Origin of the sequence: Limnohabitans simekii (SeqCode), from assembly GCF_965234735.1 — a bacterium.
Classification (GTDB): domain Bacteria; phylum Pseudomonadota; class Gammaproteobacteria; order Burkholderiales; family Burkholderiaceae_C; genus Limnohabitans; species Limnohabitans simekii.
Map to the genome: position 1 here is coordinate 60974 of NZ_OZ248543.1, position 16546 is coordinate 77519.

Consider the following 16546-nt stretch of genomic DNA (forward strand, 5'->3'; position numbering starts at 1 on the left):
GCGCCTGAGTGTGGCCCCCTGCGACGCCGCGCGGACTGGTGTTTTCCCTGAAGCTTCAGCGGCCGGTCCAAACCGGTTTGCGTTTCTCGTTGAACGCCGCCATGCCTTCTTTGGCATCCTCGGTTTGCGCCAGCAGCGCAATTTGGCTCTCGGTATAGGCCAAGGATTGTTCAAACCCCATGTCTTCAATGGCCCGCAACGCGTACTTGCCGCGCCGAACCGCGGTGGGCGATTTGTCGGCCAAGCGGCCCACCAGCCAATCGGTTTTGGCGTCCAACTCGGCGGCGGGCACGACGTGGTTGACCAGCCCAGCGGCTTGCGCCTCGTGTGCGCCAAAGGGCTCGCCGCTCAGCACCCATTCGCGCACCAAGCGCTTGGGCACTTGGCGTTGCAACAAGCTCATCACCTGCATCGGGAACACGCCCACTTTCACCTCGGGCAAGCCAAACAAGGCGTCATCGGCGCAGACCGCCAAGTCGGTCATGCACAACAAGCCCATGCCACCGGCCATGCACACGCCGTTCACCCGCGCGATGCTGGGCAGCGTGGCCTGGTGTGCCTCGCGCAGCATGTCGGCGTAGGGCACGTTGGGCTTGGCAAAGTCGAACACAAAGCCTTTGTCGGGCTGCAAATCGCCACCGGCGCAAAAGGCTTTGTCGCCTGCACCGGTCAACACAATGACGCGAATATCCGAATTGGCATGGGCCTGCGCATAGCCCGCGCGGATGCCCGCCACCACCTCGGCGTTCAAGGCATTGCGTTTGTCTGGGCGGTTGATGGTGATCCAAAACGCCGCCCCCTTGGTTTGCAACAACACCGCGTCGCTCATGTCTGCCCCTCTGTGTTCATCTCGATCTCGGCCACTACGCGGCTGGCCGCGACCTGCTCGCCCACCGCCACGCTCAGGCTTTTCACCACACCGCTGGCCGGTGCCACATGCACATGCTCCATCTTCATGGCCTCCAAGGTGAGCATGGTTTGGCCTTGCAACACCCGGTCACCCACGGCCACCACCACCGCCACCACGCGCCCGTTCATGGCGGCACGCAGTTTGCCGTCGCTGGGGCCGCCTTGTTGTTTGGCAGATGCCGCGCGGGTCTGGTCTTGCACCTGCCACACCTGTCCCTGCCATTGCAGCCATAACCTCTCACCTTCTCGGACAAACACCGCGTGTTGCCGAACTTGTTGCAGGCTGAAATCCACTTCGCCATGCAGGCTGTGGTGGTCGTTCAAGGCGCTGAGTTGCACCGCGTGCAACTGCACGTCGCAATGGGTAGCTTCACTTTGCACTTGGTAATGGTGCGTGGGCGCTTGCAACACGCTGAGTGCATGGTGTTGACCCGCCAACTCCAACTGCAGCACGCTGGGCAAGCGGTGCAACACCCGCCGTAGGCTGGGCACCGGTGCCGCCCCAGGCGCGGTGGCCAAGAACAGCGCAGCGGCCAAACCCAAAGCTTGGGCTTGCAGCGCTTCATCTTGGGTCAGCAAGGCCTCAAGCTGCTGGCCAATGAAACTTGTGGTGGCCTCGCCCGCCGCGAAAACCGGGTGCGCCAAACACTGCGCCAAAAACGCTTGGTTGGTGATGACGCCCAAAGCCACCGCTTCTTGCAAGCCCTTCAAGAGTTGTCGCCGTGCTTCTTCGCGGGTGGGGGCGTGGCTGATGAGTTTGGCGATCATCGAGTCGTAATACGGCGGAATGTCGGCGCCACTGTGCAAAGCGTGTTCGACACGCAATGAATCCGGCATGGCCCAGCGCCGCATCTGCCCGCTTTGCGGCATGAAGCCTTGCTGGGCGTCCTCGGCGCACAAACGCACCTCGATGGCGTGGCCCTGGAACAGCACATCGCTTTGCGTCAAACCCAGCGGCTCGCCCGCCGCAATGCGCAGTTGCAGGGCGACCAAATCCAAATCCGTGATGGCCTCGGTCACCGGGTGTTCCACCTGCAACCGCGTGTTCATTTCCATGAAGAAATGTTGGCCGTGCTCGTCGAGTAAAAACTCCAAAGTGCCTGCGCCTTCATAACCAATCGCTTGCACGGCGGCCACCGCAGTGGCCCCCATGCGTTCTCGCAACGCGGCATTCACGGCAGGCGACGGCGCTTCTTCCATCAGTTTTTGATGACGGCGTTGCACCGAGCAATCCCGCTCGCCCAGATGCACCACCTGACCATGGCGGTCCGCCATGATTTGAATTTCGATGTGGCGCGGCGAGGGCACGGCTTTTTCAAGAATGACCGTGGCGTTGCCAAACGCATTCAGCGCCTCTGACTGGGCGCTTTGCAACAACGCAGCAAATTCAGCCGCGCTGCCCACCAGTCGCATACCGCGCCCGCCGCCACCCGCGCTGGCTTTGATCATCACGGGGTAACCAATGGCCTGGGCTTCTTGCGCCAAACGCGCCGCGCTTTGGTCCTCGCCTTGGTAGCCCGGGATGCAGGGCACACCCGCTTGCAACATCAATTGCTTGGCACCGGCTTTGTCGCCCATGCTTCGAATCGCTTGCGAAGACGGACCGATGAACACCAAACCCGCATCCGCACAGGCTTGCGCAAAGTCGGCGTTTTCGGCCAAAAAACCATAGCCCGGATGCACGGCATCCGCGCCACTGCGTTGTGCGGCTTGCAAGATGGCTGCGATGTTCAAGTACGACTGCGCGGGCAAAGCCTCGCCAATGCACACGGCCGCATCGGCCTGCTTCACATGCAGCGCATCCGCATCGGCTGATGAATACACCGCCACGGTGCGGTAGCCCAGTGCTTTGGCGCTGCGCATCACACGCACAGCGATTTCGCCACGGTTGGCCACCAACACGGTGTGAAAAGGCGTGGCCTTCATCGCGGCAAGATCCCCATGCTTTTGCACAAAATTTGCAGCATCACTTCATCCGCGCCACCGCCAATCGAGGTGAGGCGACCATCGCGGTAAATGCGCGAGATGGGGCTTTCATCCACATAGCCCATGCCGCCCCAGTACTGCAAGCAACCATCGGCAATCGTGCGCATGAGCCGCCCCGCTTTGAGTTTGGCCACGGTGGCCAAGTAGGTGGCGTCACCGCCATCGACGATGCGTTCCACCGCTTGCCAACACACGGCTCGCAAGCATTCAAGTTCGGCTTGAAATTCTGCGAGTTTGAAATGCACGGCTTGGTTGTCCAACACGGCACGGCCAAACACTTGGCGCTCTCGGGTGTAGGCGATGGTGGTGTCGATGGCACGCTGCGCCATGCCCACGTTGTTCATCGCGCCCCACAAACGTTCAATTTGAAACTGCTCCATTTGGTAGATGAAGCCCATGCCTTCTTCGCCAATCAAATACCTGCGCGGCACCCGCACTTGGTCGAAATGCAGTTGCGCGGTGTCGGAGGAATGCATACCCATTTTTTTCAAGGGCTTGGACGCTGTGACGCCGGGTGTGTTCATCGGCACGATGATCAGCGACTTGTTGCGGTGCGGCGCACCTTCCGAGGTGTTGGCCAGCAAACAGCAAAAGTCGGCTTGTGTGCCGTTAGTGGTCCACATCTTGCCGCCATTGATGACGTAATCGTCGCCTTCTTTTTTCGCCGTGGTTTTGATGGAAGCCACGTCTGAGCCACCACCCACCTCGGACACGCCCAAGCAAGCCACCAGCTCGCCCTGGATGGCCGGGGTTAAAAATTCAGCACGCAATTCGGCGCTGCCATGCTCGGCCAGTGCGGGTGTGGCCATGTCGGTTTGCACACCAATCGCCATCGGTACACCGCCGCATTGCATGTGGCCCAAAGCCTCGGCCAACACCGCGCCATAGGAGTAGTCCAAACCGAGGCCACCGTTGTCGATGGGCTTGCACAAACCCAGCCAACCCATGTCGCCCATTTGCTTGAAGACCTGGTGCGCCGGAAAAATACCAGCCGCTTCCCACTCGTCCACATGCGGGTTGATTTGTTCATCGATCCAGCGCTTCACCGAGCGCTGGAGTTCATGGTGTTCGTGGCTGAGTTTCATGGGCGGGCAACAGAAAATTGCATGGCTTGGGGTTGACGGACATCGGCTTTGCGGCACACCGACAGCACCTCGGCCAACACGCTGCGGGTGTCGCGCGGGTCGATGACGCCATCGTCGAGCACATGGGCGCTGGTGACGAAGACACTCATTTGGCTGTCAAAGCGTTCGATGATGCGCTGCTGCAATTCATCCAGCGCAGCTTGGTCTACTTCGCCTTTGCGTTTCATCGCGGCCTCGGTGACGATGGCCATGGTTTTGGCGGCTTGCTCGCCACCCATGACCGCGGTTTTCGCGTTGGGCCAACTGAAACAAAAACGCGGGTGAAAACCCCGGCCACACATGCCGTAGTTGCCCGCGCCAAACGAGGCCCCGCAATAAAGCGTGATTTGCGGCACGGTGGCGTTGGTGACAGCTTGGATCATCTTCGAGCCGTGCTTGATGATGCCGCCCTCCTCGAAGGCTTTGCCCACCATGAATCCGGTGGTGTTGTTCAAATACAAAATCGGTGTGCGGCTTTGACAACAGGCTTGGATGAAATGCGTGGCCTTGTTGGCCCCGGCCATGTCAATCGGCCCATTGTTGGTGATGATGCCCAGCGGCCAACCCTCTAAGCTGATGTGGCCGCACACCGTGGCGCTGCCGTAGTTGGCACCAAACTCCAAGAAGTCGGAGTCGTCGGCAATCCGCGCAATCACTTCTTTCATGTCCACCGGCCGCTTGTGATCGAGGGGCATGACGCCCAGCAATTCTTCGGCGTCATAGCGCGGTGGCTTGAAGCAGCGTGGGGTGTCTGTGGTGATGCGGTCCCAATCGATGTGCGCCATGACCTCCCGCGCCAAACGAATCGCATCCCGATCGTCTTCGGCCAGGTAGTCGCCCAAGCCCGAGATGCTGGTGTGCATCAGCGCCCCGCCCAATTCTTCTTCGGTGGCCACTTCACCGGTGGCCGCCATCAACAAAGGTGGGCCCGCCAGAAAAGCACGCGAACGGTCCCGCACCATGATGATGTAGTCGGACAAACCGGTTTGGTACGCACCACCCGCCGTGGACGAGCCGTGCGTGACCGTGACCACCGGCAAACCGGCTGCTGACAGCCGCGCGATGTTGCGAAACAAACTGCCGCCGCGCACAAAATCTTCAACCCGGTAAGTCATGAGGTTGGCCCCTGCACTTTCCACCAATTGAATGAAGGGCAGTTTGTTTTCAAGGGCCAGTTCTTGCACCCGCAGTTGCTTGTCCAAGCCCATGGGTTGCAACGCGCCTGCATCAATCCCCGAGTCCGACACATTCACCATGCAACGCACACCACTGACCACGCCAATGCCTGCGATCACGCCACCACCGGGCACGCTCTTGGCCAGGTCCTTCTGGTCCAAACCCAAACCGGCCAAGGTGGACAACTCGAGAAACGGTGTGCCGGGGTCGAGCAACAAGGACAAGCGTTCACGCGGTAAGAGTTGTTGGCGTTTGTCAAAGCGCGGTTTGGACGCTGCCGACTTTTGCACCGTGCGCTCTTCAAAGGCACGCACTTGTGAAAGCAAGTCGAGCATGCCTTGGCGGTTGGCTTGAAAGCTGTCGCTGTGAACAGAGAGTGCGGAGTCGAGTTGGGCCATGGTGTGTGCGTGGTGAAAGCGCCAGCCTACGCTGGTGCAGCGCGGCTGTCTTGTGCCAACTGGCTGAGCCGCAAACGGCACTTGGGCAACAAGAAAGCGGGTTGGTAGGACAGCTTGGTTTGGCGCAAATTCGGCAATCCCAAGTCTTGTTCGAAATTCAGCCATTGCAAGTCGGGCGTGGCCAAGCACACCTGCTGAAACATGTGTTGGTAAATGCCGTTCAAATGGTTCATGCCCTTGGCAAAGCGCATCACCCACACACCTGGCGCCAAGGTTTCGGCCAACACAAAACCTGCGGGCTTGCCATCTGCAAAAAACATCAAGCCGTGCAAGCCCAACCATTCAGCATGTTGCAAAGCCTCTAAGCAGGGTTGTTCGTCGGCGTCGCCTGGGGGTTTGCCTTTGGCGCTCATCCAATCGGCCAACACGGTTTGCGCCTCTTTGGCCATGTCGGTGGAATAAGCAATTGAAGTGACCTCCACGCTGTCCAACAACTGGCGCACCAGGTTGCGTTTCTTGTTCAACAGGCTGCCGGCGTAATGCCTGAAGTTGTCAGCCGGGTACACATAGTCGGCATCGGCTTCTGCGGCATGCCATGCAAAGTTGTCGGTTGAAAAGTGGGCCATCTGTTCTTTCGCCAAAGGAAACAGCATGGTTTGGTGGTCTTGCAAGAAGGTGTGCAACACGCTGTGCGGGGCTTGGCACACATCAAACAGCGGCAACACATAGGCTTGGCCATCGTAGGTCACGCCGTGCAAACACGGCCAGTCGCCGCTTTGAAATTCATAGCGGTGCGCTTGGCGAAACAAATAAAAATTGGCGAAGCTGTAGTCCGACAAAGTGTGGGCACCCTCACCGCGCTGGAAACGGCCCAAGGCTTGGTTGATCGCACCTTGGTGTTGCAAAGACAAGGGCTCGCGCATGGCTAGACCCGCACACCCGCCATCGGTCCATCTGCGGGTGGCCCTGCAAAACATTGCGCCATCAGCAACCAACGCTGCACATCCTCGCCCACGTAGTGCAACGCGGTGTCGTTCAAGTGTCGGCGTTGCGTCACCAGCAAACAAAAATCTTCGGCACTGCCGTGCACACAGTGGCTGCTTGAAGATTCATTCCATGTCCAGGTGTCGCCATCGGGCGCGGTCAGCACCACATGCGGCAACACCTCGGGCACCGGCAATTGGCGGTTCACAAAGGTCCACTTGAAGGTGGTCACGCCCAAGTGTGCGATGTGTTTCAAGCGGTGGGATGCAGGCCGCTGTCGCTTGACCACATCCCAAATGTCTTGGCCATGCGCCCAGGTTTCCATCAAGCGGGCCGAGGCAAACGACCGCGCACTCATGGGCGGGCCATACCAAGGCAAGCGGTCTTTGGGGTCGTGCGCCAGCAAGGCGTTCACCAAGGCTTGGTGCAAGTCGCGCCAATGCGCCAACAGCGCGGGGCCGTCCAGATGCGCATAGCGCTCGCGGGCGATGCCACTGATTTGTTCACCGGCGTACAAGCGTTTGGCCAAGGGCAAGGCCGCTTGGTTGAAGCTGTCTTCATCGGTGGCGGATTGCAAACCGGTTTCATCGAAATAACACAAGTGCGCGATTTCATCCCAGGCGCTCCAACCGTAAAACGCCGTGGGCTGTTGCCACTCGTCGGGCGAGAGCGTGTCGCACAGCGCAGCGAGTGCTTGGTATTCATCCAGCAGGTCTTGGCCAATGCTTTGCATGCGTTTCCTCAAATGCCCAGCTGTCGTGCAGCCAGGTCTTTCATGATTTCTTCCGAGCCGCCGCCAATCATCATCACCTTGACTTCGCGGTAAATGCGTTCGCTGCGGGTGCCGCGCATATAGCCCATGCCGCCCAAAATTTGCAGCGCTTGATCGGCGCAAAACTGCATGGCTTGTGTGGCCAAGACCTTGGCCATGGCGATACGCGCCACCAATTGCGCCGGGTCGCCAAGCTGGTGTTCGATGCGGTAGGCCAACTCGTGCACCGTGCTGCGGGCCGTGTCGATGCGCATGTGCATGTCCATCAATTTGTGCCGCACCACTTGGCGCTCGGACAGCGCTTGGCCAAAGGTGTGGCGTTGCCGCGCCCAGTCCAGCGCCTCTTCCAAACACACTTGGGCAAAGCCATAGGCTTGGGCGGCCATGAACAAACGCTCGTTGTTGAAGTTGGCCATGATGAGTTTGAAACCGTGGTGCTCTTCACCCACCAACTGCGACACCGGTACGCGGCAGTTTTCAAAACGCAGGTGCGCAGTGTCCGAACACCACCAACCCATTTTTTTCAAAGGGCTGCGGTGCAAGCCTGGAGTGTTGCCTTCCAGCACCAACAAAGAAATGCCGTTCGCACCTTGGCTGTTGGTGTCGGTGCGCACCGCCGTGGTGATGAAGTCGGCCCGCATGCCGCTGGTGATGAAGGTTTTTTCGCCGTTGACGAGGTAGTGATCACCCTCACGCACCGCCGTGGTTTGCAGCGCGGCCACATCCGAACCGCCGCCGGGCTCGGTGATGGCCAAGGCCGCCACCTTGTCGCCCTTCAAGACGCTGGGCAAGACGCGTTGTTTCAAGTCATGCGAGCCCGCCACGGCGATGGGTGGCAAGCCAATCGTGTGCGAGTTCAACGAGGCCTGCACACCGCCGCTGCCGCAACGGGCGTATTCCTCGGCCAAGATGATTTTGTGAAACACATCGCCCGGTGTGCCGCCAAATTCTTCGGCAAAACCCACGCCGGTGGCGCCCACCTCGGCGGCTTTTTTGTACAGCGACAGCGGAAAAGTTTCGGCCTCGTCCCAGTCGTTCACAAAGGGCGTGATTTCACGCGCCACGAAGTTGCGCAAGGATGCGCGAAAGGCTTCGTGCTCGGGTGAAAAATAATGCAAGAGAGGGGGGAGTTCGGGCAGGCTCATGGTGTCTTATTGGCAAGACCCAAGGCTACACAAACAAAGGGGCTTGCACTTGCGCCTATTGGCTGATTCCTGGGGCAATCAGAGGGAAATGAGCTTGAAATAACCCATAATGACTAACAGACCAACAACGCAACATAACAACACCAACCCATGCTGTGGATCGCCCCCTCCGAAAAAGACTCAGCCACTACCACGCTTGAAAAGCGCTTGTGGGATGCCGCAGATCAGCTCCGTGCCAACTCGGGCCTCAAGCCTCAGGAATACTCTGGCCCCATTCTGGGTTTGATCTTTTTGCGCTTTGCCGAGGTGCGCTTTGCCGCCTTGCGTGCCAAGTTGGAAAGTGCTGGCAGCTCTGCCCGCCGAGGCAGCAGGGTCGACGACCCCACCGCTTACCAAGCAGAAAGCGTGCTGTACCTAAGCACGGAGGCGCGGTTTGACTATTTGCTGACCCTGCCCGAGTCTGCCAACATTGGTGCCAAGGTAAACGCCGCCATGCGCGAGATTGAGCAACACAACCCCACGCTGGCCGGTGTGTTGCCCAAGACATTCAACCTGTTCACCAGCACCTTGCTCAAAGAGCTGCTGAAGAAGGTGTCCGAGATTCCCGCCACCTTGGACTACGACGCTTTCGGGCGCATTTACGAATACTTCTTGGGCGAGTTCGCCATGACCGAGGGCCAAGGGGGCGGCGAGTTTTACACGCCGTCCAGCATCGTTCGCTTGCTGACCGAAGTCATCGAACCCTTTCATGGCCGCATCTTGGACCCGGCATGTGGGTCGGGCGGCATGTTTGTGCAGTCAGCCCGCTTTGTGGCCGAACACCAAAAGAACCCCGCAGCCGAGCTGGCTATCTGCGGCGTGGAAAAGACCGACGAAACCGGTCGGCTGTGTCGCCTCAACCTAGCGGTGCATGGTTTGGAAGGCCAGATACGCCACGGCGGCAACGTCAACAGCTATTACGACGACCCGCACAAGGCCACCGGCGAGTTTGACTTTGTGTTGGCCAACCCACCGTTCAACGTGAATGCGGTGGACAAGGAGCGCCTGACCGACATGGTGGGCACAGGCAGGCGTTTTCCGTTTGGCATGCCGCGTACCGACAACGCCAACTACCTGTGGATTCAGCTTTTCTACTCGTCACTCAACGCCAAAGGCCGCGCCGGTTTTGTGATGGCCAATTCGGCGTCCGACGCCCGCAGCTCTGAGCAGACCCTGCGCCAGCAACTGATTGAAGCCAAGGCCGTGGACGTGATGGTGGCCGTTGGCCCCAATATGTTTTACACCGTCACCTTGCCGGTGACATTGTGGTTTTTTGACAAGGGCAAAGCCAAGACTCCTCGCGCCAACACGGTGCTCTTCATCGATGCCCGCCACATTTACCGGCAAGTGGACCGCGCCCACCGCAACTGGACGGATGCGCAAGTGGGCTTCATTGCCAACTTGGTGCGCTTGTATAGAGGCGAAGCCTTGGACACCACTTTTGGTGGAGCTGAGGCATTGGCCAAAATCAAAGAAGTGTTTGGCAAAAAGCCTGCCTATGCCGACGTGGCAGGGCTGTGTAAAGTAGCCAGCTTGCAAGAGATTGAGGCGCAGGGTTGGTCACTGAACCCTGGTCGCTATGTGGGCGTGGTGGCGGGTGAGGATGTCAGCGATGAAGATTTCAATGAGCAGCTTGTGGCGTTGAATGAAGAGTTGGAAGTGTTGAATGCGCAGGCGAGGGAGTTAGAGCAGACCATTGCCGCTAACGTCGCTGAAATATTGAGTGCTTGAACCATGTACGCTACAGTTCGGATTTGTGACATTGCGGAGGTTAAAGGGGGTAAACGTATGCCGCCCAACGCCAGCCTCGTAACAACGCGCACCAATCATCCATACATTAGATGGCGCGACATTAGAGACGGGAAAATCTCCGTTGATGAACTATTGTACGTGCGTGATGAAGATTTTGAGCAAATCCGCCGATACACAGTTAACAACGGTGATGTGTGCATAACGATTGTTGGAAACATTGGCGATGTCGGCATCACTCCACCCCAGTTGCACGGTGCTAGCCTCACAGAAAATGCAGTCAAGCTAGTAAATTTGCACGAGGACTTCAACCCTGGATTCATTACCTATGCGTTGCTTACACCAGATGCGCAGAGTCAAATGAAGCTTTCCGCAGCGGGTGCGGCTCAAGCAAAACTTGGCATTTACAAAGTTAATGAAATTCGGATTACAGCACCGCCGCTTGCCATTCAGCAACGCATCGCAGGCATCCTCTCCACCTACGACGATCTGATCGAAAACAGCCAGCGCCGCATCAAGATTCTGGAGACCATGGCCCGTGGTCTTTACCGCGAGTGGTTCGTCCACTTCCGCTTTCCCGGCCATGAAAACCATCTGCGTGTGGCTTCGGCGTTGGGGGAAATTCCGCAGGGGTGGGTGGTCAAAAAGCTTAGTGAAATCGCGATACTGAACTACGGCAAAGCATTGAAGAAAGAGGATCGATGCGACGGCGATTTTCCAGTCTTTGGTTCCAGTGGAGTCGTTGGCACACACAACTTGGCGTTGGTGAAGGGCCCGGGCATCGTTGTTGGACGAAAGGGAAATGTTGGTAGCGTTTTTTGGTGTGATGACGACTTCTTTGTGATCGACACAGCTTATTTTGTTACTTCATCTTTGCCGTTGCGTTATTTGTTTTATGTCCTCCCGACTTTGAATTTCATCAATAGCGATGCTGCTGTTCCAGGATTGAGTAGAAATCAAGCGTATTCCCTTGATGTTTTGGTCCCACCTCAAGAGGTGCTCGTTCAATTTTGTGAGTTGGCAAACACATTTGAATATCAAGCCTTGACACTGAATCGCCAAATCCAAAACCTTCGCCGCACCCGCGACCTGCTACTCCCTCGCCTGCTCTCCGGCCAAATCTCTGTTGACACAAAGGAGGTCATTACATGATGCGCACTGCCGAAGACTTGTTGCAGGAACTCACCGCGTTGGACGAGTCGCATCGAATTGAGGCTAAGCTGGCGCGTCAGATTGATCGTTCGGTCATGGAAACGGTCTGCGCGTTTGCCAACGAACCGGGCCTGGGCGGCGGTTATTTGCTGTTGGGCGTGACCCGTGACACACACGACTTGTTCAGCAATGTCTTTCAGATCGATGGCATCGATAACCCCGACAAGCTGCAGTCTGATCTGGCAAGCCAATGCGCCAGCGTTTTCAACCGACCGCTGCGCCCGCGCGTGTCGGTCGAAGTACTCAGTGGCAAGACGGTGGTGGTCGTTTACGTGCCCGAGGCGGCACCAACTGAGAAACCCATCTTCCTGCAAAAGTTGGGGCTGCCACGCGGTGCTTACCGGCGCGTGGGCCCGACTGACCAAGAGGGAACGGAAGACGATTTGATCGCGCTGTACGCAGGGCACCAGTTGGATACTTTTGATGCCGCTGTACTTCCCGATGCAGACATGAGCGACATCGATACGGCGGCCATTGATGATTACAAGCAGCAGCGCAGGGCGATCAATCCCGACGCAGAAGAATTGTCCTGGTCGCAGGACGATCTACTGCGATCATTGGGATGCGCCAAACGCGAGAACGGGCTGCTCAAGCCCACGGTTGCCGGTATCGTTTTATTTGGCAGCACCATGGCTTTGCGGCGCTGCTTTCCGATGATGCGCATTGACTACATCCGGGTGCCCGGCAGGCAGTGGGTTGAGAACCCAGACCATCGCTTTGACACGCTGGAGATTCGCGCACCACTTTTTACCGCGATTCGCCGCGCCACCAACACGGTGCGCGATGAGTTGATTCAGTCCTTCTTCCTGCCCGAAGGCGCACTGGCGCGTGAGGATGAGCCATCGCTGCCGCTGCGTGTGATTCGCGAGGCCATTGTGAATGCAGTCATGCACCGCAGCTACCGCATTCACGGCGCGATTCAAATCATCCGCTATGCCAATCGGCTTGAAATTCGCAACCCTGGACATTCGATCAAAGCCGAAGAACAACTGGGCGAGCCGGGTTCGGAAACACGTAACCCGCGCATTGCCGCTGTACTGCACGAAGTCAATATCGCCGAGACCAAAGGCAGTGGCATTCGCGCCATGCGCGAACTGATGATTGCGCAGGGCTTGTTGCCCCCCACTTTTGAGTCTTCGCGCCGACCTGATCAGTTTGTGGCCACTTTCCTGTTCCATCACTTCCTGGGGCCCGACGATTTGGTCTGGTTGCGGGCACTGACACTTGAGGCAATCAGCGACGAAGAATCCCGAGCCCTGGTGTTTGTCAGGGAATTAGAGGCGATAGACAACGCAGCTTATCGGGCTATCAACCGCACGGACACCCTGAGCGCCTCGGCCCACCTGCGTCGCTTGCGTGACCTCGGTCTGCTGGAAATGAAGGGCGCCGGCAGCCGCACTTACTATGTGCCAGGTGCGAAGTTCGTGTCGCAGTCTATGCCTGATCGTGTCGCCGTAGTCGGGGGTAATCCGCACCACCCAACTCCAAATACACACCAGCTAGCCAAAGATACACACCAGCCATTGGCAGATACACACCAGCTGGCGTCAGAACTTCCAGAAGTGCTGAGCGCGCGAATTCCAGGCTCGAGCACCAAGCCACGCAAGGACGTATTGCGGGTGTTGCTTCGCGACCTATGTGCTTGGCGAGCGCTGAGTGCCAGGGAAATGGCCGCATTGCTTGGTGGTAGGGACCAAAAACATCTGGTACGTGAGTTTCTGAGCCCTATGGTTCGTGATGGCCTGCTCGCCTACACCATCCCCGAGATGGAAAATCACCCAGATCAACGCTACACCGTCCCGCCAGAATCCGCCGATAGCGGATCAACCCCATGAGCGCCCACGCCTACACCGAAGACCAACTGGTTGAGCAACCGGCCATTGGCCTGTTTGCCGACTTGGGATGGCAAACGGTGTCGGCCATGGAAGAAACTTTTGGCGCAAATGGCACGCTGGGGCGCGAGACCAAGAGCGAGGTGGTGCTGACGGTGCGGCTGCGTGCGGCCTTGGTACGGCTGAACCCTGCCATGCCTGCCGAGGCCATCAACAACGCCATCGACGAGATGGCCCGTGACCGCTCGGCCATGCTGCCGGCGGCCGCCAACCGCGAGGTTTATCGATTGCTCAAAGAGGGCATCACGGTGTCGGTGCCCGACCATGCCCAAGGCGGGCAAAAGACCGAACGCCTGCGCATTGTGGATTGGGAGAACCCCGACAACAACGATTTTCTGTTGGTCAGCCAACTCAGCGTGACGGGGGCGCTCTATACCTGTCGCCCCGACTTGGTGGGTTTTGTGAACGGCTTGCCATGGGTGGTGATTGAACTCAAAAAGCCAGGCGTACCAGCCCGCGCAGCGTTTGACGAAAACCTCACCCATTACAAACAGCAAATCCCCAATTTGTTTTGGTTCAACGCGCTGATGATGGCCTCTAATGGTACGGACAGCCGCGTGGGCTCTCTCACCGCCGACTGGGAACGCTGGGTGGAGTGGAAGCGCATTGCCCGAGAAGACGAGCCACGCCGTGTCTCGCTGGAAGTGATGCTGCGCGGCACCTGTGACCGCAGCCGCTTGTTGGACTTGGTGGAGAACTTCACACTGTTCTCGGAACACAAGGCAGGCTTGGTCAAAATCATGGCGCAAAACCACCAGTTCTTGGGGGTCAACAACGCCATTGCCTCCATGTTGGAAGCCCGTAAATTGGGCCACGGTCGCGGCGGTGTGTTCTGGCAGACGCAGGGCAGCGGCAAGAGTTTTTCTATGGTTTTTTATGCGCAGAAGGTGCTGCGCAAGCTCGTTGGCAACTGGACTTTTGTGGTGGTGACAGACCGCACCGAGTTGGACGATCAGATTGCCAAAACCTTTAAAGCCGTGGGTGCGGTTAGTGAGGCAGAAGGGGAAGAATGCCACGCAGCCAGTGGCGCACACTTGCGAGAGCTTTTGCGTGGTAACCACCGCTATGTGTTCACGCTGGTGCACAAATTTCAAACGCCAGAATTGCTGTGTGATCGCTCGGATGTGATTGTGCTAACCGACGAGGCACACCGCAGCCAGTACGACACCTTGGCGCTGAACATGCGATCTGCTTTGCCCAAAGCCATGTTCATGGCCTTCACCGGAACGCCGCTGATTGCAGGCGAAGAGCGCACCAAGGAAGTGTTTGGCGACTATGTGTCGATATACGACTTTCAGCAGTCGATTGAAGATGGGGCCACCGTGCCCTTGTTTTACGAGAACCGCACACCAGAGTTGCAACTGGTCAACCCCGACCTGAACGATGACATCTATCAATTGATTGAAGATGCCGACCTGGACCCTGAACAAGAAGCCAAGCTAGAGCGAGAACTGGGGCGGCAGTACCACCTGATCACTCGCGACGACCGGCTGGACACTGTGGCCAAAGACATCGTGCGGCACTTTTTAGGGCGTGGCTTTGTGGGCAAAGCCATGGTGGTGTCCATTGACAAAGCCACGGCCCTGCGCATGCACGACAAGGTCAAGCTGCATTGGGCGTCAGATTTGGCCCAAACGCAAAAGGAATTGGGCGAGCTGGCCTATGCGCCAGTCGAAGGTGGCATGAGCGCAGAGCAAGCCCGGCGCGATGTGCGCATGGCCGAACTCAAACAAAGGCTTGAGGTATTGAACACCACCGACATGGCCGTGATTGTGTCGCCCGGTCAAAACGAAATTCAGCAAATGCAAAAGCTGGGGCTGGACATTGAGCCGCACCGCAAGCGCATGAACGAGTCCAACCCGGGTTTGGACGAACGGTTCAAGGACACCCAAGACCCGCTGCGGCTGGCCTTTGTGTGTGCCATGTGGCTGACGGGTTTTGATGCGCCCAGTTGTTCGACGGTGTATCTCGACAAGCCGATGCGCAACCACACCCTGATGCAAACCATTGCCCGTGCCAACCGCGTCTTCCCGGGCAAGCACAGCGGCCTGATCGTGGACTATGCCAACGTCTTTGCATCGCTGGAAAAGGCACTGGCGATATATGGCGCAGGAAAAAATGGCAGCAATCCAGTCAAGGACAAGAACCAATTGGTGCAAGAGCTACGCCAGTCGGTGGATGCCGCAACGACTTTTTGTGCAGCACACAGCGTGATGCTGTTAGATATGGAGCAACTGAATGCGGGTGGACTTGAGCGCCTGCAAGCCGTCGAGGATGCGCTGAATGCTTTGATTTCGCCAGACGCCTTGCGGCGTGACTTCTTCGCCCATGAACGCTTGGTGTCCATGCTTTACAAGGCTGTCAAGCCCGACCCTGTGGTGCTGGAATTTGCCAGCCGCGTGGCGAGTCTTTCGACGATTGCGGATGCCATCCGCGCCAAGCTCAACCCCAACCCACCAGACATCACAAAGGTGCTGGCAGGCATCAACACCTTGCTGGACAACTCCATCACCGGTCATTCCATCCGTGAAGAAGGACCACCAGCCCTCGACTTGTCAAAGATCAACTTTGAAGCCCTTGCCAAGCGATTTGAAAAATCAAAGCATAAGAACACCGAACTTGAAGTCTTGAAAGCAGCCATCCGGGCCAAGTTGGAAAAGATGGTGGAACTCAACCGCACCCGTGCAGACTTCTCTGAAAAGTTTGAAGCCTTGATTGAAAGCTACAACGCAGGCAGCCGCACCATCGAGGCGCTGTACCAAGAACTGTTGACCTTGACCCACGGCTTGAACGACGAAGAACAGCGCCATGTCCGAGAGAACATGACCGAGGAAGAGTTGGTGATCTTCGATATCCTGACCCGACCCTCCCCTGAGCTTGGGGCGGAGGAGCGGGCTGAAGTGAAGAAAGTTGCCCGTGAGTTGCTGGAGCGCCTTAAAACACTGCTGGTGCTGAATTGGCGCGAAAAATCAACGGCAAGGTCGCAGTTGAAATTGACGATTGAAGACACACTGGATACTGGTTTGCCTAGGGTTTACACGCCAGAGATCTATCAGCAGAAGTGCTCGGCAGTTTTTGAGCATGTCTTTGAGAGTTACCCGGAGCGCAATGCTGGGGTTTGGAATTCAAACTGACAGCAAGCCTGTATGTGATTCATGTT

At 57.7% G+C, this 16546-nt stretch carries 11 protein-coding genes; 4 read left to right on the forward strand and 7 right to left on the reverse strand.

Annotated features, from left to right (window positions below; translation table 11 throughout):
* Window positions 1–55 precede the first annotated feature (55 nt).
* Genes AC8GFP_RS09160 through AC8GFP_RS09190 form a run of 7 tightly spaced genes read right to left on the reverse strand, consistent with a single transcriptional unit; the run spans window position 56 to window position 8494 of the window.
* Window positions 56–829 carry an enoyl-CoA hydratase/isomerase family protein gene (locus AC8GFP_RS09160; protein ID WP_506612463.1) on the reverse strand — a complete coding sequence of 258 codons (774 nt, stop codon included), beginning with the start codon at window positions 827–829 and terminating at the stop codon, window positions 56–58.
* Window positions 826–2835, reverse strand: a complete 2010-nt coding sequence (locus AC8GFP_RS09165) for an acetyl/propionyl/methylcrotonyl-CoA carboxylase subunit alpha (RefSeq protein WP_506612465.1) — start codon at window positions 2833–2835, stop codon at window positions 826–828. Before AC8GFP_RS09165 ends, AC8GFP_RS09160 begins: the two co-directional genes overlap by 4 nt.
* Entirely contained in the window at window positions 2832–3980 is a 1149-nt protein-coding gene (locus AC8GFP_RS09170) for an acyl-CoA dehydrogenase family protein (protein WP_506612466.1), read from the reverse strand. Before AC8GFP_RS09170 ends, AC8GFP_RS09165 begins: the two co-directional genes overlap by 4 nt.
* Entirely contained in the window at window positions 3977–5593 is a 1617-nt protein-coding gene (locus AC8GFP_RS09175; RefSeq protein ID WP_506612468.1) for an acyl-CoA carboxylase subunit beta, read from the reverse strand. The genes AC8GFP_RS09170 and AC8GFP_RS09175 overlap by 4 nt, the downstream gene beginning before the upstream one ends.
* 26 nt (window positions 5594–5619) lie before the next feature.
* Window positions 5620–6516 (reverse strand): phosphatidylglycerol lysyltransferase domain-containing protein, encoded by an 897-nt coding sequence (locus AC8GFP_RS09180; RefSeq protein ID WP_506612470.1) that lies wholly within the window; start codon window positions 6514–6516, stop codon window positions 5620–5622.
* Window positions 6517–6518: 2 nt separating this feature from the next.
* Entirely contained in the window at window positions 6519–7310 is a 792-nt protein-coding gene (locus AC8GFP_RS09185) for a TIGR03084 family metal-binding protein (protein ID WP_506612472.1), read from the reverse strand.
* Window positions 7311–7318: 8 nt separating this feature from the next.
* The gene (locus AC8GFP_RS09190) at window positions 7319–8494 is read right to left on the reverse strand and encodes an acyl-CoA dehydrogenase family protein (protein WP_506612474.1); all 1176 of its coding nucleotides are present in this window, start codon (window positions 8492–8494) and stop codon (window positions 7319–7321) included.
* Window positions 8495–8644: 150 nt separating this feature from the next.
* On the opposite strand from AC8GFP_RS09190, the gene AC8GFP_RS09195 reads away from it, so the two are divergent.
* Genes AC8GFP_RS09195 through AC8GFP_RS09210 form a run of 4 tightly spaced genes read left to right on the forward strand, consistent with a single transcriptional unit; the run spans window position 8645 to window position 16520 of the window.
* Window positions 8645–10264, forward strand: a complete 1620-nt coding sequence (locus tag AC8GFP_RS09195) for a class I SAM-dependent DNA methyltransferase (protein ID WP_506612475.1) — start codon at window positions 8645–8647, stop codon at window positions 10262–10264.
* A gap of 3 nt (window positions 10265–10267) precedes the next feature.
* Complete coding sequence (locus AC8GFP_RS09200; RefSeq protein WP_506612477.1) at window positions 10268–11434, forward strand: restriction endonuclease subunit S; 1167 nt, start codon at window positions 10268–10270, stop codon at window positions 11432–11434.
* The gene (locus AC8GFP_RS09205) at window positions 11431–13329 is read left to right on the forward strand and encodes a DUF8451 domain-containing protein (protein ID WP_506612479.1); all 1899 of its coding nucleotides are present in this window, start codon (window positions 11431–11433) and stop codon (window positions 13327–13329) included. Before AC8GFP_RS09200 ends, AC8GFP_RS09205 begins: the two co-directional genes overlap by 4 nt.
* Window positions 13326–16520 (forward strand): type I restriction endonuclease subunit R, encoded by a 3195-nt coding sequence (locus tag AC8GFP_RS09210; RefSeq protein ID WP_506612481.1) that lies wholly within the window; start codon window positions 13326–13328, stop codon window positions 16518–16520. Before AC8GFP_RS09205 ends, AC8GFP_RS09210 begins: the two co-directional genes overlap by 4 nt.
* Window positions 16521–16546 lie beyond the last annotated feature (26 nt).

Coding starts and splice junctions, on each gene's coding strand:
- AC8GFP_RS09195 (WP_506612475.1), top strand. CDS start 8,645: ATGCTGTGGATCGCCCCCTCCGAAAAAGACTCAGCCACTACCACGCTT.
- AC8GFP_RS09185 (WP_506612472.1), bottom strand. CDS start 7,310: ATGCAAAGCATTGGCCAAGACCTGCTGGATGAATACCAAGCACTCGCT.
- AC8GFP_RS09190 (WP_506612474.1), bottom strand. CDS start 8,494: ATGAGCCTGCCCGAACTCCCCCCTCTCTTGCATTATTTTTCACCCGAG.
- AC8GFP_RS09170 (WP_506612466.1), bottom strand. CDS start 3,980: ATGAAACTCAGCCACGAACACCATGAACTCCAGCGCTCGGTGAAGCGC.
- AC8GFP_RS09175 (WP_506612468.1), bottom strand. CDS start 5,593: ATGGCCCAACTCGACTCCGCACTCTCTGTTCACAGCGACAGCTTTCAA.
- AC8GFP_RS09200 (WP_506612477.1), top strand. CDS start 10,268: ATGTACGCTACAGTTCGGATTTGTGACATTGCGGAGGTTAAAGGGGGT.
- AC8GFP_RS09165 (WP_506612465.1), bottom strand. CDS start 2,835: ATGAAGGCCACGCCTTTTCACACCGTGTTGGTGGCCAACCGTGGCGAA.
- AC8GFP_RS09160 (WP_506612463.1), bottom strand. CDS start 829: ATGAGCGACGCGGTGTTGTTGCAAACCAAGGGGGCGGCGTTTTGGATC.
- AC8GFP_RS09210 (WP_506612481.1), top strand. CDS start 13,326: ATGAGCGCCCACGCCTACACCGAAGACCAACTGGTTGAGCAACCGGCC.
- AC8GFP_RS09205 (WP_506612479.1), top strand. CDS start 11,431: ATGATGCGCACTGCCGAAGACTTGTTGCAGGAACTCACCGCGTTGGAC.
- AC8GFP_RS09180 (WP_506612470.1), bottom strand. CDS start 6,516: ATGCGCGAGCCCTTGTCTTTGCAACACCAAGGTGCGATCAACCAAGCC.